The organism is Kribbella sp. NBC_01245 (assembly GCF_036226525.1).
In the GTDB taxonomy this organism is placed as follows: domain Bacteria; phylum Actinomycetota; class Actinomycetes; order Propionibacteriales; family Kribbellaceae; genus Kribbella.
On the sequence record NZ_CP108487.1, the window covers coordinates 7072377 to 7094668 of the forward strand.

General features: G+C 68.3%; 21 protein-coding genes. 16 read left to right on the forward strand and 5 right to left on the reverse strand.

Annotation, left to right across the window (positions count from 1 at the left end; genetic code table 11):
- The first annotated feature begins 8 nt into the window (after positions 1-8).
- Both alr and OG394_RS32395 read left to right on the forward strand, forming a co-directional pair.
- The gene (gene alr / locus OG394_RS32390) at positions 9-1181 is read left to right on the forward strand and encodes an alanine racemase (protein WP_328990964.1); all 1173 of its coding nucleotides are present in this window, start codon (positions 9-11) and stop codon (positions 1179-1181) included.
- Positions 1181-2305, forward strand: coding sequence for an alpha/beta fold hydrolase (locus OG394_RS32395; RefSeq protein ID WP_328990965.1), 1125 nt, complete (start codon positions 1181-1183; stop codon positions 2303-2305). Before alr ends, OG394_RS32395 begins: the two co-directional genes overlap by 1 nt.
- A 35-nt stretch (positions 2306-2340) precedes the next feature.
- Here the strand turns inward: OG394_RS32395 and OG394_RS32400 are convergent, their stop codons facing one another.
- Positions 2341-3516: an RNA-guided endonuclease InsQ/TnpB family protein gene (locus OG394_RS32400; RefSeq protein WP_328990966.1), complete on the reverse strand. Its 1176-nt coding sequence runs from the start codon at positions 3514-3516 to the stop codon at positions 2341-2343.
- A 98-nt stretch (positions 3517-3614) separates the two neighbouring features.
- Here OG394_RS32400 and tsaE point away from each other — a divergent pair, with 98 nt between their 5' ends.
- The 6 genes from tsaE (at position 3615) to OG394_RS32430 (ending at position 8237) form a co-directional block, all read left to right on the forward strand.
- Positions 3615-4544: a tRNA (adenosine(37)-N6)-threonylcarbamoyltransferase complex ATPase subunit type 1 TsaE gene (gene tsaE, locus OG394_RS32405; RefSeq protein ID WP_328990967.1), complete on the forward strand. Its 930-nt coding sequence runs from the start codon at positions 3615-3617 to the stop codon at positions 4542-4544.
- 8 nt (positions 4545-4552) lie between these two features.
- The gene (gene tsaB, locus OG394_RS32410; protein WP_328990968.1) at positions 4553-5239 is read left to right on the forward strand and encodes a tRNA (adenosine(37)-N6)-threonylcarbamoyltransferase complex dimerization subunit type 1 TsaB; all 687 of its coding nucleotides are present in this window, start codon (positions 4553-4555) and stop codon (positions 5237-5239) included.
- A gap of 178 nt (positions 5240-5417) precedes the next feature.
- Positions 5418-5873 carry a GNAT family N-acetyltransferase gene (locus tag OG394_RS32415; protein WP_328990969.1) on the forward strand — a complete coding sequence of 152 codons (456 nt, stop codon included), beginning with the start codon at positions 5418-5420 and terminating at the stop codon, positions 5871-5873.
- Positions 5870-6925: a tRNA (adenosine(37)-N6)-threonylcarbamoyltransferase complex transferase subunit TsaD gene (gene tsaD / locus OG394_RS32420; RefSeq protein ID WP_328990970.1), complete on the forward strand. Its 1056-nt coding sequence runs from the start codon at positions 5870-5872 to the stop codon at positions 6923-6925. The genes OG394_RS32415 and tsaD overlap by 4 nt, the downstream gene beginning before the upstream one ends.
- Positions 6922-7419: a GNAT family N-acetyltransferase gene (locus tag OG394_RS32425; RefSeq protein ID WP_328990971.1), complete on the forward strand. Its 498-nt coding sequence runs from the start codon at positions 6922-6924 to the stop codon at positions 7417-7419. Before tsaD ends, OG394_RS32425 begins: the two co-directional genes overlap by 4 nt.
- Positions 7416-8237 (forward strand): alpha/beta hydrolase family protein, encoded by an 822-nt coding sequence (locus OG394_RS32430; RefSeq protein WP_328990972.1) that lies wholly within the window; start codon positions 7416-7418, stop codon positions 8235-8237. The genes OG394_RS32425 and OG394_RS32430 overlap by 4 nt, the downstream gene beginning before the upstream one ends.
- A 1043-nt stretch (positions 8238-9280) precedes the next feature.
- On the opposite strand, the gene OG394_RS32435 is transcribed toward OG394_RS32430, so the two are convergent.
- From OG394_RS32435 to OG394_RS32445, 3 genes are all read right to left on the reverse strand, one after another.
- On the reverse strand, positions 9281-10501 hold the full coding sequence (locus tag OG394_RS32435) for a class I SAM-dependent methyltransferase (protein WP_328990973.1): 1221 nt from the start codon (positions 10499-10501) through the stop codon (positions 9281-9283).
- A 45-nt stretch (positions 10502-10546) separates the two neighbouring features.
- Positions 10547-11008 carry a peptidoglycan-binding domain-containing protein gene (locus OG394_RS32440; RefSeq protein WP_328990974.1) on the reverse strand — a complete coding sequence of 154 codons (462 nt, stop codon included), beginning with the start codon at positions 11006-11008 and terminating at the stop codon, positions 10547-10549.
- 81 nt (positions 11009-11089) lie between these two features.
- On the reverse strand, positions 11090-11575 hold the full coding sequence (locus OG394_RS32445) for a peptidoglycan-binding domain-containing protein (RefSeq protein WP_328990975.1): 486 nt from the start codon (positions 11573-11575) through the stop codon (positions 11090-11092).
- A gap of 264 nt (positions 11576-11839) precedes the next feature.
- Here OG394_RS32445 and groES point away from each other — a divergent pair, with 264 nt between their 5' ends.
- The 7 genes from groES to OG394_RS32480 all read left to right on the forward strand — a co-directional run bounded on the left by groES (position 11840) and on the right by OG394_RS32480 (position 19447).
- On the forward strand, positions 11840-12136 hold the full coding sequence (gene groES, locus OG394_RS32450; protein ID WP_328990976.1) for a co-chaperone GroES: 297 nt from the start codon (positions 11840-11842) through the stop codon (positions 12134-12136).
- Between the two features lie 112 nt (positions 12137-12248).
- Positions 12249-13868: a chaperonin GroEL gene (gene groL, locus OG394_RS32455; RefSeq protein ID WP_328990977.1), complete on the forward strand. Its 1620-nt coding sequence runs from the start codon at positions 12249-12251 to the stop codon at positions 13866-13868.
- A 144-nt stretch (positions 13869-14012) separates the two neighbouring features.
- Complete coding sequence (gene shbA / locus OG394_RS32460) at positions 14013-14642, forward strand: RNA polymerase sigma factor ShbA (protein ID WP_328990978.1); 630 nt, start codon at positions 14013-14015, stop codon at positions 14640-14642.
- Positions 14635-15921, forward strand: coding sequence for a hypothetical protein (locus tag OG394_RS32465; protein ID WP_328990979.1), 1287 nt, complete (start codon positions 14635-14637; stop codon positions 15919-15921). Before shbA ends, OG394_RS32465 begins: the two co-directional genes overlap by 8 nt.
- A 130-nt stretch (positions 15922-16051) precedes the next feature.
- A complete protein-coding gene (gene guaB / locus OG394_RS32470) occupies positions 16052-17566 on the forward strand; it encodes an IMP dehydrogenase (RefSeq protein WP_328990980.1) in 1515 nt (504 codons plus the stop codon).
- Positions 17567-17598: 32 nt separating this feature from the next.
- Complete coding sequence (locus OG394_RS32475; RefSeq protein ID WP_328990981.1) at positions 17599-18705, forward strand: GuaB3 family IMP dehydrogenase-related protein; 1107 nt, start codon at positions 17599-17601, stop codon at positions 18703-18705.
- Positions 18706-18709: 4 nt separating this feature from the next.
- Positions 18710-19447: an acyl-CoA thioester hydrolase/BAAT C-terminal domain-containing protein gene (locus OG394_RS32480; protein ID WP_328990982.1), complete on the forward strand. Its 738-nt coding sequence runs from the start codon at positions 18710-18712 to the stop codon at positions 19445-19447.
- Positions 19448-19466: 19 nt separating this feature from the next.
- On the opposite strand, the gene OG394_RS32485 is transcribed toward OG394_RS32480, so the two are convergent.
- Entirely contained in the window at positions 19467-21719 is a 2253-nt protein-coding gene (locus OG394_RS32485) for a FlgD immunoglobulin-like domain containing protein (protein WP_328990983.1), read from the reverse strand.
- 173 nt (positions 21720-21892) lie between these two features.
- Here OG394_RS32485 and OG394_RS32490 point away from each other — a divergent pair, with 173 nt between their 5' ends.
- A complete protein-coding gene (locus OG394_RS32490; RefSeq protein WP_328990984.1) occupies positions 21893-22267 on the forward strand; it encodes a hypothetical protein in 375 nt (124 codons plus the stop codon).
- Positions 22268-22292 lie beyond the last annotated feature (25 nt).

Sequence of the window (22292 nt, forward strand, 5' to 3'; positions counted from 1 at the left end):
GAGAGGTTATGTACTCTCCCGAAAGCCACCCGGCGCTGCGCGCGGAGGCGGTGGTCGACCTCGGTGCGATCCGGCACAACGTGGCGACCCTGCGGGCCGTGGCCGGTAGTGCCCAGTTGATGACCGTGGTGAAGGCCGATGCCTATGGCCACGGTCTGCTGCCGGTCGCCCGGGCTGCCCGCGAGGCCGGCGCGGACTGGATCGGCGCGGCCGTGATCGAGGAAGCGCTCGCGCTGCGTGCCGGTGGCGACACGGGCCGTATCTTCTGCTGGCTCACCGCGCCCGGCGAGGACCTGACCGGCGCCGTTGCCGCGGGCATCGACCTGTCCGCGTCCGCGCCCTGGGGTATCGACGAGCTGTCCGCCGCCGCGCGTGCGACCGGGACGACGGCCCGCGTGCACCTCAAGATCGACACTGGGATGAGCCGCGCCGGCGCCACCCCGGACGAGTGGCCCGAGCTGGTTCGCATTGCCCGCGCCGCCGAGGCCACCGGGCTGATCGAGATCGCCGGGATTTGGTCGCATCTCGCGCTGGCCGACGACCCGAAGAACCCGGTGAACGACCAGCAGCTCGAGGTCTTCCAGGCTGCCGTGGACGACGCCGCCGCGCTCGGAGTCCGGCCGCCGTTCCGCCACATCGCGAACTCCGGTGGCACGCTCCGCCTTCCGGCCAGCCATTTCGACCTCGTCCGCCCGGGCGTCGCGACGTACGGGCTGTCGCCGTTCGGCCGCGCCATCACGCCCACGGAGCTCGGCCTGCGTCCGGCGATGACGCTGCGTGCGCGGTTGTCCGTCGTGAAACGCGTTTCCGCTGGCACCGGCATCTCGTACGGGCACACGTACGTCACGACCGCGCCGACGACGATCGGACTGCTGCCACTCGGGTACGGCGACGGTATTCCGCGGCATGCGTCGGGCGCCGGGCCGGTCTGGGTCGCGGGCGAGCGCCGTACCCTCGTCGGCCGGGTCTGCATGGACCAGAGCCTGATCGATCTCGGCGACGACGACGTACAGCCGGGCGCGGAGGTCGTGCTGTTCGGCCCGGGTGATCGCGGTGAACCGACCGTCGACGATTGGGCCGACGCGGCGGGGACCATCAACTACGAGATCGTCACGCGTCTCGGCGCCCGCGTGCCCCGGACGTACGTGGATCCAGCCCGCACTGAAGGGGTAACCGGCTGATGGCGAACGTGGGGCGCACCGCCGGCCTGATCGGCGCGGCGGTCGGAGTGCTGGCGGCCGGAGCCGCCGCGGGCGTGGCGGTCGAGCGCGCGGTGATCGGGCGCCGCTCGGGCCAGCGGGCCCAGCTCGAGGCCGAGCCGTTCGGATCACTGCGTGGTACGCCGCACGTGTTCACCGCCGACGACGGTGTCGAGCTGTACGTCGAGGTGGACGAGCTCAAACGGTCCCGTCGCCCAGAGCCCGAACCGCCGAAGCGAAGGCTGTTGCGCAAGGCCGTCGAAGCGGCGCCCGAGGACCTGACGCTGATCTTCGCGCACGGTTACGGGCTCAACATGGACAGCTGGCACTTCGAGCGCCGGGACCTCGCCGGGATCGGCAAAATGGTCTTCTACGACCAGCGCTCGCACGGGCGATCCGGCCGCTCTCCCAAGGAGAACGTCAGCCTCGAGCAGCTCGGCCGCGACCTGCACGGCATCTTCGAGGAGTTCGTCCCGACCGGTCCGGTGATCCTGATCGGCCACTCGATGGGCGGGATGTCGATCATGGCCCTGGCCGAGGAGCATCCCGAACTCTTCGGCGATCGCGTCATCGGTGTCGGTCTGTGCTCCACCAGCGCGGGCCGCCTGGACGATGTCTCGATCATCTTCCCCGGCTGGCCCGGGCGGTTGGCCCGGCGCATCGCCACCCCGACCGTCGCGGCGCTGGCCCGCATCCCCGATGTGGTCGAGCGCGGCCGGAGGGCTGGTACGGATATCAGCTACGTGCTGACCCGGAAGTACTCGTTCGGCTCCGAGGTACCGCCCGCGTTCACCGAATTCGTGAACGAGATGATCGCGGCCACGCCGATCTCGGTGATCGCGGACTTCTATCCGATCTTTGCCCTGCACAACAGGTACGACTACCTCGATGCGTTGCAGAAGGTGGAATGCGTGGTGATCGGCGGTGATGACGACCACCTGACACCTTTTTCGCATTCGGAGGAGATCGTCCGCCATGTGCCCGGCGCCGAACTCGTCGAGGTGAAGAACTGCGGCCACCTCGGCCTGATCGAGCACCACCGTGAGTTCACCGCGGCCCTGCTCGGCATGATCGAGCGGGCCGAACAATCCTTGGGACCGACTTGACGTCCTCCCCGCCTGAGGGCGGGGATTCTATTCCACTACGCGGAGGTAGCGAGATGTGGTTCACGCTTCACGGGCACAGACTGCGTGCCTCGGCGTGCGGTCACGGCCCGTCCGGCCGCGATGTTCCTAGCTGCATTCACATCGGCGTGCGCTCGGTGGCCGCAGGCGACACATCGGAACACCGCTTGGCTCTCGCGGTTCTCCGATACGCAATGCCCGCACTCCGCGCACGTCTGACTCGTATACACCGGGCTGACCCTCTCGACCCGGCCCGGTGCCTTCTGCTCCAACCGAGTGACAAGCAGCCCCCAGCCCTGAGCGAGGACGCCCCGATTCAAACCGGCCTTGGCCCGGACGTTGCGGCCCGGCTCCTCGACCGTGCCGCGCGCCGAGCGGGTCATGTTGCCGATCTTGAGGTCCTCGACCCGGATGATGTCGAACCGGCGGGCCAGGTCGGTGCTGATCTTCTCGACCCAGTTCTTCCGCCGATCTCTCTCCCGGGCCTTCAGCCGGGCGATCGCCAGCTTCAACCGGGCGCGACGCTTCGACTCGCGTCGGCACCGCGCCAAACGCCGCTGCAGCCGCTTCAACCGCGCTTGCTCGGTGACACGCAGCCCGGGACACACGAGCAGTTCACCCGTGGACAGTGCCGCCGACACGGCAACACCCCGATCGACCCCGACCACCTCGCCGGTCCCGGGGGCCGGGATCGGGTCGGGGATGGCGGTGAAAGCGATGTGCCACCGCCCCACCCGGTCCCGAGTGATCCGGTACGACTTCGAATCCGGTACCCGGCGCGACCAGCGGAACCTGATCCAGCCGGCTTTCGGCACCAGCACCCGACCCCACTTACGGTTCAGTCGTTGCACCCGTTGGGCCTGTGGCCCCACGATCCGGAACCCCTCATGCTGGCCGGCTCTGCGCCAGGTCGGTTTGTGGTGGGTGCCGCCCCAGAAGTTTCGCCAGGCTTGATCGAGGTCCCGCAGGGCTTGCTGCTGCACCGTCTGCGACCCGGCCGCCAGCCACGGCTCCGCCGCCCTCGCCTCGGTCAACTGCGCCGCCTGAACCACATATCCCGGTGTAGGTGGCCGTCCTGGCCGCCACATCAGCCGCTGTTCCAGCCCCAAGTTCCACACGTACCGAGCATGACCGCAGTGCCCCAGCAACACGATCTCCTGCACTGGGGTCGGAACAGGCCGGTACCTGGACACCCCACCAATAGTGGCGGCCGCCACCGACACTTTCCTGAAGGGAGGGACCGGCGTGACCTCCCCACCCTCAAGGACGGGGTTTCCACGCCGGACAATCGATGACCGACCTGCACGTGGTGGATGCCACCGCGGCTCACGCCGACCAGCTCGTCACCGTGATCCACCACGCGTTCGCCAACCGCCGCACGCTGAGCCCGCCCTCGACCGCGCTGACCGAGACGGCCGCGTCGGTCGGCGCCGCCATCGCGTCGTACGGCGGTCTGCTCGCGACCATCGACGGCGTACCTGCCGGCGCGATGCTCTTCGAGGAGACGGACGACGTGCTCGGTCTGCGCCGGGTCTCGGTCGATCCGCGCTACCAGGGCCGGGGCGTCGCGTCCGCGCTGGTTGGTTGCGCCGAGGACGTCGCGCGCCGCCGTGGGCTGCGCCGGGTGCGGTTGTCGGCGCGGACGGAGCTGCCCGAGACGGTGGAGTTCTGGCGTCGCCGGGGCTATTCGGTGGTCGAGAAGCGCTCGGTTGACGTCGTCTTCGCGAAGGCGATGCCGTTGGAGCTGAGCGTGCCGACCGCGGACGAGATGCGCGAGATCGGCAGTGTGCTCGCGGGGCAGTTGCGGGCCGGGGATGTGCTGGTGTTGTCGGGTGATCTCGGCGCGGGCAAGACCACCTTCACGCAGGGGCTCGGTGCCGGGTTGAAGGTCCGGGGCAACATCACCTCGCCGACGTTCGTCATTTCCCGGGTGCATCCGTCGCTGGCTGGTGGTCCCGCGTTGGTGCATGTGGACGCCTATCGCGTCGGTGGCGTCGCCGAGCTGGACGATCTCGACCTGGACGCGAGTCTGGACGAGGCAGTCACAGTGGTGGAATGGGGTCACGGCCTGGCCGAGACGCTCGCGCCGGATCGCCTCGACATCGTGCTGACGCGTGGGGACGACGATTCGGACGAGACTCGCGGGCTGCGGATCACTCCGGTCGGACCGCGCTGGGCCGAGGCCGGACTCAATGAACTCGTCGTCGTGGGACAGGGCTGAAACTCCTTATGCTATTAGCTTTTGACACCTCCAGTGCTGCCGTGACGGTTGCCCTTTCTACTCCTACGGGCGCGGTGGTTGCGTCCTCGTCGTCGGTGGACGCGTTGCGGCATGGGGAGTTGCTGGCGCCTGCGATCGCTGCTGCCTTGTCCGAGGCGGGGTGCGGGCCTCGGGACTTGACGCGGATTGCTGTTGGTACTGGGCCTGGGCCGTTCACTGGGCTTCGGGTTGGGCTGGTGACGGGTCGGACGATGGCTGAGGTGCTGGGCATCCCGCTGGTTGGTGTGTGCAGTTTGGACGTCATTGCGCGGGCGTCGACGGTTGACGGGCCGGTGGCGGTTGCTACGGACGCTCGGCGCAAGGAGATCTACTGGGCGCTGTACGACGCTCCTGCGGCTGACGGCGGTCGTCGACGCCTGGAAGGCCCTGCAGTGGACAAGCCGGCCGACGTCGCCCACGTCCTCGCCGGTCTCCCCGTAATCGGCCGAGGCGCCACTCTGTACTCCACGGCCCTACAACTCCCTGAAGCCCCTGCGGCCTCTGCTGCTTCTGCGGCTTCGGGGGACGAGTACCCGTCGGCAGAAACGCTTGCCCGCGGTGTAGCCGACGGAACCCTCAGCACCGGCCCCGCGGACCCCCTCTACCTACGCCGCCCAGACGTCACCATGTCCACCGGCCCAAAGAGCGTCCTATGACGCCCCTCCCGCCTGCAGCCTTTCGCCCATCCTTTGCGACGAGTGGACCCGTTTTGCCGCTCGTCCGCTACCTGTCAGGTGCAGGCTGCCTTGCAGCGGCAAAACGGGTCCACTCGTCGCAAAGGATGAACGCTAGCGGGCGAGCGCGTTCCGGCCTCCGGATGCGGGTGGTGTGCTGATGCGGCCCGCGATTCGGCCTGCCGTGGCGGCCGACCTGGATGGCGTGGTGGCGTTGGACGCCCAGTGTTTTGGTGCGTCGGCGTGGAGTCGGTCCTCCTGGATCGACGAGTTCGCCCGCGTTGGTGTGGATCGGCTCGTGCTGGTGGCTGACGAGGGCGCGGTGGTCGGGTATGTCGTACTGCTGGTGCCACCCGCCGCCGAAGACCCGGTCGACCTGACCCGGATCGCCGTCGTGCCGGCAGAGCGCCGTACCGGCATCGGGGCGCAGTTGACCACCGCCGCGCTGGCCGCCGTACCGGGCCGGACCGTTTTGCTGGAAGTTGCTGAAGGCAATGAACACGCCCGGCGCCTGTATGCGGCGCATGGCTTTGTGGAGATCAGCCGCCGGCGCGGGTATTACCCCGGACCGCAGGACGCGTTGATCCTTTCTCTGGAACAAAAGGCTGACAGATGACGAAGACGCAGGAACCGTTGATCCTCGGGATCGAGACGTCGTGTGACGAGACCGGTGTCGGCATCGTGCGCGGGCAGACCCTGCTGGCCGATGCGATCGCGTCGAGTGTCGAGGAGCATGCGCGCTTCGGTGGCGTCGTCCCCGAGGTGGCGAGCCGGGCGCACCTCGAGGCGATGGTGCCGACGATCCGCCGGGCCTGCGAGACGGCCGGCGTGAAGCCAAGCGACCTGGACGCGATCGCCGTCACCAGCGGCCCGGGCCTGGCCGGCGCGCTCCTGGTCGGCGTGGCAGCGGCGAAAGGCCTCGCGCTCTCGCTGGACAAGCCTTTGTACGGCGTGAACCACCTGGCGGCGCACGTCGCGGTCGACACGTTGGAGCACGGCGACCTTCCCAAGGGCTGCATCGCGATGCTGGTATCCGGCGGGCATTCGTCGCTGCTGGCGGTCGAGGACATCACCGTCGGCGTGCTGCCGATGGGCGCCACGATCGACGACGCCGCGGGCGAGGCCTTCGACAAAGTGGCGCGCGTGCTGGGGCTGCCGTTCCCCGGCGGTCCATATGTCGACAAGGCGGCAAAGGACGGGGATCGGCTCTACGTACGCTTCCCGCGCGGCCTGACGAGCAACAAAGACCTCGAGCGGCACCGGTTCGACTTCTCGTTCTCCGGCTTGAAGACCTCGGTGGCGCGATGGGTCGAGGCCCGTCGCCGCGATGGCGAGGACGTGCCCGTGCACCACGTCGCGGCGGCCTTCCAGGAGGCGGTCTGCGACGTACTGACGCGCAAGGCGATCGACGCCTGCAAGGACAGGGGATACGAGCACCTGCTGATCGGCGGCGGCGTCGCGGCGAACTCCCGCCTCCGCGCGATGGCGGTCGAACGCTGCACCGAAGCCGGCATCGCCGTACGAGTGCCCCGCCCCGGCCTCTGCACCGACAACGGCGCGATGGTCGCCGCCCTCGGCTCCGAACTGGTCCGCGCCGGTATCGCGCCCTCGCCTCTCGGCCTGCCTGCCGACTCGTCCATGCCGATCACGGAAGTCCTCAACAAATGACCGTCCTCGCAAAACTCCCCGCTGTTATTGATGGGCTCGTCGATGGTGAGTACGTCGTCGACGACGATCCGGCGCGGCTCGATCTCGACGTCATCCACGGCTTCCTTCGTACGTCGTACTGGTCGCCGAACGTCCCTCGTGACGTGGTCGAACGCGCCATCGCCAACAGCGTCTCCGTCGGTCTCTACGCACCAGACGATCGCCAAGTCGGCTTCGCCCGGCTCGTCACCGATCGGGCCACCTTTGCCTGGCTCGCGGATGTGTTCGTCCTAGAGTCCGAACGCGGTCGCGGTCTGGGCCGATTCCTCGTCTCGTCGACCTTGGCCCACCCGGACCTGACCGCCGTACGTCGCGTCATGCTGGCAACGGCCGACGCCCACGACCTCTACCGCTCCTACGGCTTCGCGGACCTGGAAGTCCCCAGCCGCTACCTGGCCGTAGTCCGCACCCCCGCCGACCTCTACGGCCCCCTCCCACCCGAGCCGAACCGGTGAGTTCGCAACGTCCACGGATCGACCTGGTCGCGTCGCCGCGGAACGCTTCGGACCTCATCCTGTTCGCCCACGGCGGTCTGGCCGACTCGACCGATGACCCGCACGCGTGGCGCGGCCCGATCCTGCGGATGTGGCCTTTCGCCGCGGCGGCCAAGCAGGTCGATCGCTCCGCCCTGGTCGGCCTGATCCGCTACCGCTACCGCGGCTGGAATGGCACTGCCGCCGATCCCTCCGCCGACCTGCGCCTAGTCCTCGACCGACTACCCGCACAAATCAGCCGGGTAGTCCTGATCGGCCATTCCATGGGCGGTCGCGCAGTAGTTGCCCAAGGCAATCACCCAAAGGTCGTCGGCGTGCTCGGCCAAGCCCCCTGGCTCCCCGAAGAAGAACCTTCCCCCTGGCATCCTCCCCAAGAGCCCGCTGCTAACTCCACCGGTGACTCCATCGGCGACCTCGCCGGTGGCCCTGCCGGTGGTCCGATCGTGTTCGCGCACGGGGATCAGGACCGCATCACCGATCCGGCGTTGACCGCGGCCTTCGCGGACCGGCTTCGCCTCGCGGGCATTCCGGTCGCCGTGCTCCGGGTCGAAGGTGAGCAGCACGCGATGCTCCACCGCGCCACCGACTGGACCGAACTGGTCCGCCGATTCATCCGGCACACCCTCGGCCCTGGCGACACCTTCCTCAAGGAAACCGTGACAACCGAGCTCTCCCGCTCGGACCCGCTGCCGCGCTGGGCTCGTCCCGGCGCGATCACCACCGGCGTACTCGAAACAGCCCGCGGCCGCCTGACCCAACGCATCACCGGTCACCTCTGACGACCTGCCGGCTGCAGCGCGGGGAAGTGCGCGACAGCAGAGTTCAAAGCCTGCGACCGGACTGCACCGCTCGGTCAACAGGAAGCGGCCAGCGGCCGGCCGGTTCCAGAACACAGCAAACCCTCCCCGGGTAAACACCCGAGAACACCCACATGGCCAAGGCAAGAAGCCTCACGCCGCCCGAAATCAGCTGCAGCCGGTCGAGTGGTTGGAGTGAGATCGGCTGGAACGTGGGTGGTCGGGCCGGGGTGGAGTGGTATCGCTGAAGCCTGCGAGGTTGCCGGGGACTGTCAGAGCCGGTGCCGGTGGCGGAGCAGACGGCATCTTGCCCGGGATCTGTGCCAGTACTAGTTCGGCCCTTCGCAAGCCTCAGCCGCACCTTGACTCCAGCCCCGGCCCGACCTCCCGTTCCAGTTGAAGGTCCAGTTCGAACCGAGATCGCGTAACCGCAGCATGGTCATCCGCAGGCCGTGGAACGCCGCGGGCGCACAATCGCCCGCGAGCGCCCTGCCGCCGCTCGGCAACCCGCAGCCGGGGAAACACACCCGGCCCAGGAAGCGCGCGGACCCGTCCATCCGCCCCGGCCATCGTCGCTCCAAGCCGGAGCGAGGCGCGGGCGGGCACGGCCGTGGGCGCCACCACGACCGCGCCCGCCGGCGCCTCAACGGCCGGGCGCATAGGCGGATGCGCGCTCCCGGCCGAGGTGGGCGGAGGTCTTAGTGGCGAGTGACCGCCTGGTCGCGGCAACGGACGCAGCACCTCGCCCATCGGCTTTGCAGACGGCCACTCGCTCATGACTCGAACATACATTCGAATAGAAGCGAAGTCAACTCCCGTCCTGACACACAGCATGCCCGTCGCCACCGACAGAAACCGTCAGCCCGATACCGCCGAGGGCCCGCGCTCCTCAGCGAGACGGGAAACGCGACGGTGAGATGGTCACAAGGGACCGATGAACCGCGACACGCCGCGTCACAAGGGCCCGATGAACGGAATACCGACACGCGGGGGCAGGGCGTGGCGGGTGCCCGGGGGTGTTGGGGTCAGGGGAGGCGGCGGCAGGTGTAGGCGACGGCGTCTCGGCCGATGCGGGTGATGATGAGGGTGGCGGAGGCGGGGCCTTTGGGGGTCAGTTTGCGGCGGAGTTGGGCCGGGTCGACGTCGATGCCGCGCTTCTTGATCTCGATGGTGCCGATGCCCTCGGAACGTACCCAAGCGCGTAAGGCCTTCTCTTTGTATGGGACCTCGCCCAGCACCTCGTAGGCGGAGGCCAGTGGTGTCTGGACGTACGTATCGCCAGTCACGTACGCGATCCGCGGGTCCAGCAGCCAGCCGTCGACGGCAACCGCGACGGCTGTGACGAGGCCCGCTCGCACGATCGCGCCGTCCGGTTCGTAGATGTACCGCCCGACAGCGCCGACGACCGCCTCTGGCGCCTCGGTCACGGTCACCACTCCAGCAAACGCATCCGCATCACCCGAGCCGATCGCATCAGGCAAAGGCGAGGTGGGCAGGCCTAGGAGGGTGGCGCGGCGGGGCGTGGGGGAGGCTAGGGGGCCGGACCAGAGGGCGGCTTCTTTGACTTCGCCGGCGTCGCTCACCCATTCGGCTTCCACACCTTCGGGTACGGCGTCGTGGGGGATGCCGGGCGCGAGTTTGACGCAGGCCGTGCCCTCGAGCAGCGACGTCACGAAGGACCAGGGCGGCGAATAGGCGTTCGGGTCGAAGAGGCGGCGGCCTTCGGAACGACGGGCCGGGTCCGCGAACACCGCGTCGTACGGCGTGAGGTCGATCGACTGGACGTCGCCGGTGATAACCGTGCCGGGTAGTCCGAGGGTGGCGAGATTGGCCCGGGCGGCTTCGGCGGTGGCCTCGTCGCGTTCGACGCCCGTGACGGTGAGACCCGCGCGGGCCATCGCGATCAGGTCGCCGCCGATGCCGCAACCCAGGTCGACCACCGAGGCGCCGGGCAGGACCGAGGCCAGTCGCCGGGCGCGGTGTACGCCGACGGTGGTGCGAGTCGCCTGCTCGAGGCCGTCTGGCGTGAAGTACATCCGACCGGCGTCGTCCGCCCCGAACTTGGCGACGGCCCGATGCCGTAGCGAGGCCTGCGTGACAGCGGCGGTCACCACGGTGGCGTCGTACCGCTTGCGCAGTTTCGCGACCAGAGCCAGCTCCGAACCCGGTGAGAAGAGCGCGCAGGCCTCGGAGAGCGCCTCGGCACCGGGAGGCGCCAGCAGCGACAGGATCGACTCGGGATTCACCCCGTCAGTCTGCCTGCCGAGTCGGCGCCACCCGGTGCCGGTACGTCAGCGGACCTTGTAGCAGAGCTCGCTGTAGCGCTTGGTGTTGACGTTGTAGAGGCGCCACTGCATGGACTTGCGGGTGAGCGGGCCGTAGATGCCCGTCGGCTGGACGCCGCCGTGGCGCTGCACGGCCTTGACCTTTTCGCGGGTCAGGGTCCCGTAGATACCGTCCTCGACGATGTCGCCGTCGTCGTAGCAATAGGCGATGGTCTTCTGCAGCCAGAGCACGGCGGTGTTGCGGTCGCCGAGCTCCAGGTAGCAGCCGAACGACGACTTGCCCGCCGGGGCGTCGTACCCAGGGGTGTTCAGGAACCACCCGTTGCCCAGGTTGGTGGACTTTAGCTTGGTGCAGTTCGGTGTGGCGGCTGTAGGTGTGGCCGCGTTGGCGGGCCCGGCCACGGTCAGCGCCGAACCGAGTGCGGTGATCGCGAGGGCGGCGGCGGCCGCCTTACGTGTGATCCGCATGATGGTGGTTCCTCCCCAAGTAGATGGCATACGACTTCTACGACGTCATGGACCGCTGTCAGGTTGGAACCCGGCCGAAAATCAGAACGGGCTGTAACACTTCTGGCTCCAGGTCTTGCTGTACGAGTTGTAGAGCCGCCAGTTCATGCCCGAGCGGGTTTTGGGGCCGTAGACGCCGTCGACGGTCAGACCGTGGCGGCGCTGGGCCTCCTTCACCGCGGCGAACGTGCGAGCGCCGTACTTGCCGTCGATCACCAGGCCGGCCCGGTAGCAGTAGTTCAGGTTGCGCTGGAGGGCCTTGATCGCGGCGGGCGGGTCGCCGAACGGGTTCGCCGGGTCGCGGTGCGGCAGGTCGCCGAGCTTCAGGTTGCAGTTGGTCGCGCCGTTCGTCTCCCACTGGGTCGGGAGGTTCGCATACCAATTGTTGGCGGTGTGCTTGAAGCTGCTCGTCTGGCACTGCTCCAGAGCGGCGTCGGCCCGTGGTTGCGGCGCGGCGGAGGCGGTGACAGCGGCCGTGGTCACGGCCAGCAGGGCGGTCGCGCAGACAGCGGTGATGCGAACGAACATGGTCGGCTCCCGAGTGTGAACGGCCCGGCGATCGGGTCTTTGGTTGTCAGACGTCGCCCGGGTGGCACTTGGTTGTTGCGAATCGACGGCGAGTTGTTTGGCACTCGAGTTGACCGAGTGCTAATCGCGGCCTAGATTCGGTGTTGGCACTCTCTACCCGAGGGTGCCAGCGACCAGGTGTCTCCGACCCCCGCGACGGCGGTGACCGAAGGTCAAATCAAGACATAAAAGCCACACATAGAACTCGACCGTGGAGGTCAGCAAGTGTCGGTCACGATCAAGCCGCTCGAGGACCGTATCCTCGTTGCGCCGCTCGAAGCCGAGCAGACCACGAAGTCCGGCCTGGTGATCCCGGACACCGCCAAGGAGAAGCCGCAGGAGGGCGAGGTCCTCGCCATCGGTCCGGGTCGCATCGACGACAACGGCAACCGGGTCCCGCTGGACGTCGCCGTCGGCGACAAGGTCATCTACTCCAAGTACGGCGGCACCGAGGTCAAGTACGACGGCCAGGACTACCTGATCCTGGGCGCCCGCGACATCCTCGCCATCGTCTCCAAGTGACGATCCGCAGTTCCTGACTGACACCGCTCCGGCGGCCGCCTGCCGGCCCCGGAGCGGAGTCGGTTAGGAACTGCGACCAGAGACAAGAATTCAGAGAGGGACAGAGTTTCCTATGCCGAAGATCCTCGAGTTCGACGAGAACGCCCGGCGCGCGCTGGAGCGCGGCGTCGACGCGCTCGCGAACACGGTGAAGGTGACGCTGGGGCCGAAGGGCCGCTACGTCGTGCTGGACAAGAAGTGGGGCGCCCCGACGATCACGAACGACGGTGTCACCGTCGCGCGTGAGGTCGAGCTGGACGACCCGTTCGAGAACCTTGGTGCGCAGCTGTGCAAGGAGGTCGCCACCAAGACCAACGACATCGCCGGTGACGGCACCACCACGGCGACCGTGCTGGCGCAGGCGCTGGTGCACGAGGGCCTGCGGGTCGTCGCCGCCGGTGCGAACCCGATGGGCCTGAAGAAGGGCATCGAGGCCGCTGTCGAGGCCGTTTCGGCCAAGCTGGTCGAGACCGCGCGTGCGGTGGACGACAAGGCCGACATGGCCCACGTCGCCACCATCTCCGCCCGCGACGGTGAGATCGGCGGGCTCATCGCCGACGCCTTCGACAAGGTCGGCAAGGACGGTGTCATCACCGTCGAGGAGTCGAACACCTTCGGCACCGAGCTCGAGTTCACCGAGGGCATGCAGTTCGACAAGGGCTTCATCTCGCCCTACTTCATCACCGACGCCGAGGCCGGCGAAGCGGTGCTGGAGAACCCGTACATCCTGATCCACCAGGGCAAGATCTCCGCTGTCGCGGACCTGCTGCCGCTGCTGGAGAAGGTCGTGCAGTCCGGCAAGACGCTGCTGATCATCGCCGAGGACGTCGAGGGCGAAGCCCTGTCGACCCTGGTCGTGAACAAGATCCGCGGCAACTTCACCTCCGTCGCCGTCAAGGCGCCGGGCTTCGGTGACCGCCGCAAGGCGATGCTGGAGGACCTGGCCGCCCTCACCGGCGCCCAGGTGATCGCGCCCGAGGTCGGGCTCAAGCTGGACCAGGTCGACCTGGACGTGCTCGGTACCGCCCGTCGCATCGTGGTGAGCAAGGACAACACCACGGTCGTCGAGGGCGCCGGCTCGCACGAGGCGGTCGAGGCCCGGGTGAACCAGATCAAGGCCGAGATCGAGCGCACCGACTCCGACTGGGACCGCGAGAAGCTGCAGGAGCGGCTGGCCAAGCTGGCCGGTGGCGTCTGCGTGATCAAGGTCGGCGCGGCCACCGAGGTCGAGCTGAAGGAGAAGAAGCACCGCATCGAGGACGCCGTTTCGGCGACTCGCGCGGCGATCGAAGAGGGCATCGTCGCCGGTGGCGGCTCCGCTCTCGTGCACGCTGCTCGGGTGCTGGCCGACGGCCTCGGCCTGGAGGGCGACGAGCTCTCCGGTGTCAAGATCGTCGCCAAGGCCGTTGTCGAGCCGCTGCGCTGGATCGCGGAGAACGGTGGCTACGAGGGTTACGTCGTGGTCGCCAAGGTGGCCGAGCTCGAGCCGGGCAGCGGTTTCAACGCCGCCACCGGTGAGTACGGCGACCTGCTCGGCCAGGGCGTGCTGGACCCGGTCAAGGTGACCCGGTCCGCGCTCGCCAACGCGGGCTCGATCGCGGCGCTGCTGCTGACGACCGAGACGCTGGTCGTGGACAAGCCCGAGGACGACGAGCCCGCGGGCGCCGGTCACGGGCACGGTCACGGGCACTGATCCGAAAAGGGTCACTCGGCGGTAACTTCGGGCGCGGTCACGCGCAGTGAAAACTTACGGCGGCCGATCACCGATTGCCACTGGTCAATCGGGGTCGGTCGCCGTACCATTCTCGCGCAGGCCGGTCAGAAACGAGGGGGCGATGTGACCGAGGTTCACACCACGCCGCATTTGCAGGACCGGGTGGAGCTCCGCGACCTGGCCGCGCTGGCAAGCGCAGGCGACGGGACCGCACTGAACGATCTGCTCACTCGCGTCCGCGCAGTGGCCCATCGGTATGTGCGCTCCCGGTTGTGGACCTACCCTGGTGGTGCCGACATGGTCGACGATGTCGCCCAGGAGGTCTGTGTCGCCGTGTTCGGCGCGCTGAACCGGTACCGCGATGAGGGCCGGCCGTTCGAGGCATTCGTGTACGGCATCGCGGCACGGAAGGTCGCCGACGCCCAGCGGGCGTTCGCGGTGGCCGACCTGTCGACACCGGACGTGCCTGACGGCGCGGACGAGTCGCCGACACCGGAAGAACACGCAGTACGGCACTCGGAGGTTCAGCACGCGGTCGCCTTGATGGACCGTCTGCCGGACAAGTTGCGGGAGATCCTGCTGCTCCGGGTCGTCGCGGGGATGTCAGCGGAAGAGACCGGCCGGGCACTGGGGATGACACCGGGGGCGGTGAGGGTCGCACAACATCGAGCGTTGAACACGCTCAGGGGGTTTGTGGGGCATGAGGGGAAACAAGGGAAGCGAGCAGCTGGGGAGGGGGTGCGACATGGCTGAGAACTACGACCTGGACGCGATTGCGGCCGATGACGCACTACTCGACCTGCTGGCGGCTGGTGGAGCAGCCGCGTTCGAGGCACTGGAGACGAGCGGCAGCGATCCCGCCATCCTGTTGCTGACCGAACTGAGACTTGCCGTGGAGGTGGAGGACGAGCTTCCGGTCGAACACATCGAGGACGCCGAGACGTTCCTGGCGCGCTGTGCCGCGCTGAACCCGGTGACCGATCCGTTCGCCCGCAAGGTCGCCACCCGGACGCTGGCACTGGGTGTGGCCGCAGTGGCCGCGCTGTCGGTGTCCGGTGTCGCCGCCGCGGTCACCGGCGACCCGCTGTCGCCGTACGAGAAGATGATCGAGAAGGTGGTGAACGGCTTCCTGCCGGAGATCACCTTCCCCGCCGACGACCTCGAGGGTCTGCCGGTCAACGACAAGGCCCGCATCAACAAGGTCGCCAAGGACTACAAGGAACGGCGTACCGAGGAGCTGCGGCGCGAGAAGGACGGGACGGAGACGGGCGGTCAGACGGAGCTGGTCATCAGCTTCCCGGCGAAGATCGAGAGCGACAAGAACCGGGTGAATCCGCCGCTGGTGAGCGAGGACAAGTCCACCCAGAAGCTGATCGAGATCCAGCCGCCGCCGGCCGAGAAGACGAACGCGGTCCGGCCGGTGGACCCGATCGAGCCCGCGGACCCGGTCGAGACGACCAAGCCGACCGTCGCGCCGACTCCGACACCCACGCCGACTCCGACGCCGACACCTCCGCCGCCCACCGAGACGACGACTCCGCCGCCGCCAGACCCGACGACTCCGCCGCCGACCGAGACGACGCCGACTCCGACCGTGCCGCCGACCACGACCGGTGAGGAGCAGCCTGGTACCGGTGGGGCGACCACCACGGTGCCGAGCACTGCGCCGACGCAGCCGCCAGGTGGAGTCGGCAATGACGGCGGCACCAAGGGCGAGAACGAGACCGGCAACGGCCAGGGCACCGATACCGGTACGGACACTGGAACGGACGCCGGCACCGATACTGGCGCCGACACCGGTACGGACCAGGGCCAGCAAGGTGAGCAGGGCGACCCGGGTCAGGGAGAAGGCACCGGCCTCGGTGGCGAGGTCGGCGAGCTTGTCGGCAACCTGCCGATCCTCGGTGGCCTGACGGGTTCCGGTGGCGGCGCGTCCGCCGAGCACCGCGCGGCGACCGGGCACTCCGGTTTCACCCCGACGGTCCTTCGCCAGTTTCTGGCCATGCTGAACGGTGTGATGGTCACCCGCTGACCGTCGTACGACGTCACACGCTGCCACGGATCCGGGAAACCGGTCCGTGGCACCCGTGCGTTCAGAGGCGTGGCCGGGCGCGGCTAGGATGGTGTCCCGTTCTCGCTGTGTAAAGGTGCGCGCAAGCCTCATGGACATCACGCCAGCCGGAGTTCCCGACAAGTTCGCCGTTCTCGGTCTCACTTTCGACGACGTGCTGCTGCAGCCCGTCGAATCCGACGTCATCCCTTCCGAGGTCAGCACCAAGACCAAGGTCAGCCGCAATATCGAGGTCAACATCCCGCTGCTGTCGAGCGCGATGGACACCGTCACCGAGGCCCGGATGGCCATCGCGATGGCCCGCCAGGGTGGTCTCGGCGTGCTGCACCGCAACCTCTCGGTCGAGGATCAGGCCCAGCAGGTCGACCTGGTCAAGCGGTCCGAGTCCGGCATGATCGCGCAGCCGATCACGATCGGCCCGGACGCGACCATCGGCGAGGCCGACGCGCTCTGCGGGCAGTACCGGATCTCCGGTGTGCCCGTGGTGGACGCGTCCGGCGTGCTGGTCGGCATCGTCACCAACCGTGACATGCGGTTCGAGACCGACTTCTCCCGGCCGGTTCGCGAGGTGATGACCAAGCAGCCGCTGATCACCGGCAAGCAGGGCATCTCCGCGGACGACGCGATGGCGCTGCTCAGCCGGCACAAGGTGGAGAAGCTGCCGCTCGTCGATGATTCGGGCAAGCTCACCGGTCTGATCACGCTGAAGGACTTCGTCAAGCGCGACCAGTTCCCGCTCGCCACCAAGGACGGCAGCGGCCGGCTCGTGGTCGGCGCGGCCATCGGCTTCTTCGGCGAGGCCTGGAAGCGGGCCATGTCGCTGATCGAGGCCGGCGTGGACGTGCTGGTGGTGGACACCGCGCACGGTCATTCCCAGGCGCAGCTCGAGATGATCCGCAAGCTCAAGGCCGACCCGGCCACCCGTGGCGTCGACATCATCGGCGGCAACGTCGGCACCCGCGAGGGCGCCGCCGCCCTGGTCGAGGCCGGTGCGGATGGCGTCAAGGTCGGCGTCGGACCAGGTTCGATCTGTACGACGCGCGTGGTGTCGGGCGTCGGGGTGCCGCAGGTGACGGCCATCTACGAGGCGTCGCTGGCCTGCAAGCCCGCCGGCGTGCCGGTCATCGGTGACGGCGGCCTGCAGTACTCGGGCGATATCGCGAAGGCCCTGGTCGCCGGTGCCGACACGGTCATGCTCGGCTCGCTGCTCGCCGGCTGCGAGGAGTCGCCGGGGGACCTGGTCTTCATCAACGGCAAGCAGTTCAAGGCCTACCGCGGCATGGGTTCGCTCGGCGCGATGTCGTCGGCCGGCGGCCTGCGCAAGTCGTACTCGAAGGACCGCTACTTCCAGGGCGATGTCGGCAGCGACGAGAAGCTGATCGCCGAGGGCATCGAGGGCCAGGTGCCGTACCGCGGCCCGCTCGCCGCCGTCGCGCACCAGCTGATCGGCGGCCTGCGCCAGTCGATGTTCTACTGCGGCTCCCGCACCGTGCCCGAGCTGCAGGACAAGGGCCGGTTCGTCCGCATCACCTCGGCCGGCCTGCAGGAAAGCCACCCCCACGACATCCAGATGACGGTAGAAGCCCCGAACTACTCCGGCCGCTGATACCGCCCTTTCCTCTGCCCGAAGGACTGACCATGACCGAGATCGAGATCGGCCGCGCCAAGCGGGGCCGGCAGGCTTACGCGTTCGACCACATCGCGATCGTGCCGTCGCGGCGGACGCGTGATCCCGAGGAGGTCTCGGTCGCGTGGCAGATCGACGCCTACCGGTTCGAGCTGCCGATTCTGGCCGCGCCGATGGACTCGGTGATGTCGCCGGCGACCGCGATCGCGATCGGTAAGGCCGGCGGCCTTGGCGTGCTGAACCTGGAAGGCCTCTGGACCAGGTATGACGACCCGACCTCGCTGCTGGAGGAGATCGTCACGCTGGACAAGCAGGCCGCGACCATTCGCCTGCAGGAGATCTACTCGGCGCCGATCAAGCCCGAGCTGATCGCCCAGCGCGTGCAGGAGATCCGGGATGCGGGTGTCACCGTCGCCGGGGCGCTCTCGCCGCAGCGGACCAAGCAGTTCGCCAAGCACGTGGTGGATTCGGGCGTCGACCTGTTCGTCATCCGCGGTACGACGGTCTCGGCGGAGCACGTCTCCGGTCAGGCCGAGCCGTTGAACCTCAAGCAGTTCATCTACGACCTGGACGTCCCGGTCATCGTCGGCGGTTGTGCGACTCACCAGGCGGCTCTGCACCTGATGCGGACCGGCGCGGCGGGCGTGCTCGTCGGGTTCGGCGGCGGCGCGGCCCACACCACCCGGTCGGTGCTGGGTGTCGCGGTGCCGATGGCCTCGGCCGTGGCGGATGTGGCGGCGGCCCGGCGCGACTACATGGACGAGTCCGGCGGGCGGTATGTGCACGTCATCGCCGACGGTTCGGTTGGTCGTTCCGGCGACGTGGCGAAGGCGATCGCCTGTGGCGCCGACGCGGTCATGGTCGGTTCGCCGCTGGCGCGTGCTTCGGACGCGCCGGGTGGCGGGTTCCACTGGGGTGCCGAGGCCTGGCATGCGGATCTGCCGCGGGGTGAGCGGGTCGAGGTCGGCGTCACCGGCACGATGGAGCAGATCCTGTTCGGCCCGTCCTGGGTCCCCGACGGCACGATGAACCTCGTCGGCGCCCTCAAACGGGCCATGGCGACGACCGGCTACACCGAGCTGAAGGAGTTCCAGCGCGTCGAGGTCGTCGTCGGCTGACGCCATGACGACCGGCCTGCTGCTCCTGCACGGATCCAGCGGGGTACCGCATCTCGCCCGCGCCGCGGTCTTCGAGGCCATCGGCGTGGACGTGATCGCACCGAAGTGGTTCGGCCCGGACGGCATCCGCGAGATCCCGCTCGAGTCGTTCGCCGTACATCTCGACGCCCTGGCAAGGCGCACAGACCGGATCGCCGTGATGGGTACGTCCAGAGGTGCCGAGGCGGCGCTCCTGCTCGGCACGATCGATCCACGCATCGACGTCGTCATCGCGGCCGCTCCGACCTCCCACGTCTGGGCGGGCCTCGGTTCGTCGGAGGCGGCGCGCCGTTCCGCGTGGACCCGTGAGGGCGTGCCGTTGCCGTTCGTCCCGTACGTCGGCGGCTGGGCGCCTGCCAACCCGTCGTACCCGAGCTACACCGAGATGTACGCCGCGGCGCTGCGAGTCTGCCCGCACGCCGACGCCGCCGCGATCCCGGTCGAGCGGTTCGCGGGTGAGCTGATCCTGATCGCGGGCGGCGACGACCACGTCTGGCCCGCCGCCGACTTCGCCCGCAATATCGTCGTACGGCGTGAGGGCACTCAGTCGTTGGTCGGCACGGATGCGGGCCATCGCGTCATCCTGCCCGGCGAAGAACCCTCCGGCCTCGGCGCCAACCTCGACCGAGGCGGCGCCCCCGAGGCCGACCGCGCCCTCGGCAACAAAGCCTGGCCGGTCATCCGCGCCGCCCTCCGCGTCTGACCGGCCCTGCGGGTCTAACTCAAGTGACGGTGACGGATCCGCTGATGGGATTCGCGGAGCCGTTCCACCACAGCAGGCCGCCATCGGCGTCCGACCCGGTGAGTGTCCACGAGTACGTGCCCTTGGCAACGAGATTGCCGGCGGTGTCCCGGCCGTTCCAGACCGCCCGGGCCGCGCCGACGCTCGTCGTACAGGGGATCGTCCGCTTGACCGTCGTACCGGATTTGATGGTGACCGTGCAGGTCGGCAACGCCTTGCTGATCGGCAGTTCGAGGATCCAGCTGCTGTTCAGCGGGAAGGACGCGGCTCCGGTCGCATTGCCGAGGTACCGCGGGCGGGCCGTGAAGGCAGCCAGCGGAGTCAACCTGGTCACTCCATCGGTGCCGATCCATCCGACGGTCTCGTCGAAGGCTTCGAACATGACGGAGGCCCAGGAGTTGCGCCCCAACTGACCCACCGTCGACATACCGGCCACTCCGAGTTTCACGGTCTTCAGGAAGACCGGCGCATCCCGGAACTCCGCCGATGTCGTGAAGGCCAGGTAGCCACCAGTCAGCGAAACCTGGTTGGAGTGCTCGCTGGTCAGCTCGGCTGGTTCAAACGTTCCCGAAACGACCCGATAGCCGACCTTGGAGACACGACACGGATCTCCATCTGCCAAGACGCACGTGGACCAAGCCACGATCGTGCCGTTGACGTCCAGCCCGGCAACCCTCGGGCCGGCAGCCTTCACCTCTACGACGGCACCGCTGGAGAGGTCCTTGCGCAGGATACGGCCGGACGCCTCGCTGTACGCCAGGTAGTTGCCCCAAAGCGCGAACTGCTTGCCGTCGACGTACTCTCCCAGGTCGGTGTTGACCCCGGTCCGGAGGTCGTACAGCATCGCCCTCTCGTATTCGGGGTCACACGCGACGGGCGAGCATCCGGAGCTGGGGTAGACGGACTTGATCCAGAGCAACCGATGGCCGGACAGCTGGAATGGTGCCTCATTTTCGGTCTGCACGACCGCGACGATTCCGACTGCGTCGAAGACCCGCGTCTTCACGCCATCGTCCGTGATCAGCCACAGATCGTCGTCCTGGTCGAGATACGCCGTCCGACGTCCGTCCCGCGACACCCTGTACTCGCCGGAATAGGTGACCTTGGTCGGCCCACCCAGCGAAATGGTGCTGCCCGACTTGGTGAAAGGCCGCCGGCTAAAGCCTTGGCTGTCGATATAGCTGACGACTCCGGCGCCCAGGCTCACTGCGTAGCTCACTGGCGGCAGCACTACCGTCTCGACGCGCGTCCAGTGGTTACCGTCGACCACCGTGGCCGCGTCCACGCCGGGCGAGCTGCCATACGTGTCCACCAGGAACCGGCTGCCGTCACTGGCCAGCGAACGGCTGCCGAGGGCCTCGGTCACGACTCCGGCCGTGCTGATCGACCCGGCCTTGCAGGTTGCGCTGCTGCTCTTACAGGCGGCCCACCCGGTCGCCGAGCCGATAATCGCCGTGTTGTCCACTACGCCCGCCACGCTGGTCACCGTGGCCGGCGCGCCAGTGGTCGACGACCGAATCACATAACCGTCTCCCACGCTGTTGGTGTCGCGCTCTGCCCAGGTGACCACCGAACCGTCCAGGGCGAACCCGTAGGCATAAGCACTGTGCCCGCCGGTGTCGATGGCCTTTGGCTGATCCGGAGCGGCGTAGGAGTGGTAGGTCGGGTAGACGAAGCCTCCGCCTTCCGTCGATGCCGTGACGTAACCCGACTCGTCAGCCGCTGCCAGTTCGTAGGCACCGATGACCGGTCCTTGTCCGGTGACCCGGCAACCGTTCGCATCGGCCGTGATCCATTGCCCGTTCTCGGCCAGCCAGCCGAACGGGGTGTACGACGCGCCGTTCTGATCTCGCGGTCGCGCCGGCGCCGGCACCGAGGTGCAGGTCCGCTCGGTCGTGCTGCCGATCATCAGGTACTTCCCGGCGCCGTCGAAGATCTTGTCGCCCTTGAGGTACTTGAAGTCGCTCGACACCTCGTAGGAAGGTTGGCCCGTCGGCTTCAGCATCGTCACGCCGTCCAACGGATTCGTGCCGCTTTCGTAGGCGTGGTAAAGCACCCCCTCCGGTGATGCCCCCAGCACCTCGATCACCGGCGTCGGCGACGGGATCCGGTTCACATCCACCGTGCCGGCCGGATCAGCCGCCATACTCGGCCCGGCCGCGAACGCCTGCCCGGCCAGCACCAGAGCCGTCGCAAACGCTATCGGCCTCGATCGGCCCCAACCTGGAAACATGTGCCCCTCCATCGCCTCATCACGCAGTACCGCACTCATGCTCCCCGACGGCCGGCTCCCACCCAAAGTTCGCCGGCCCCATTGCAGGAACCTGCAATCAGCGGACTTGACTCCAGCTTCGAGCGGCCGGTTTCAAACAGTGGGATGGCCGTCCCTGCTGGCAGACTCCCGCCATGGGACTTTTCGGGAAGCGTAAGGAAGAAGACCTGGCCGCGGTGGCCGCCGGGCGGGCGAAGGTGACTGCCGCCGATATCGAGCAGGTGCGCTTCCTGCTCACCACCAAGAAGAACCTGATGGCGGTCAAGATCATCCGCGACCGCACCGGGCTCGACCTCGGCGACGCCAGGGATATCGTCGAAGAGATCCGCTACGGCACCTTCGTCCTGCCGACAGCCCGGCCCGTCGACCGCCCACGAGGCAACAGCCTGGCCGACCGCGTCCGGGCGCTGAAGGCCAACGGAGACCTGCACCAGGCAACGGCCCTCGTCATCACCGAAACCGGCATGACCGACGCCGAAGCCGGCCTCTTCGTCGGATCCCTCAGCTGAAGTAGTACCCGCATGTGCACACCAA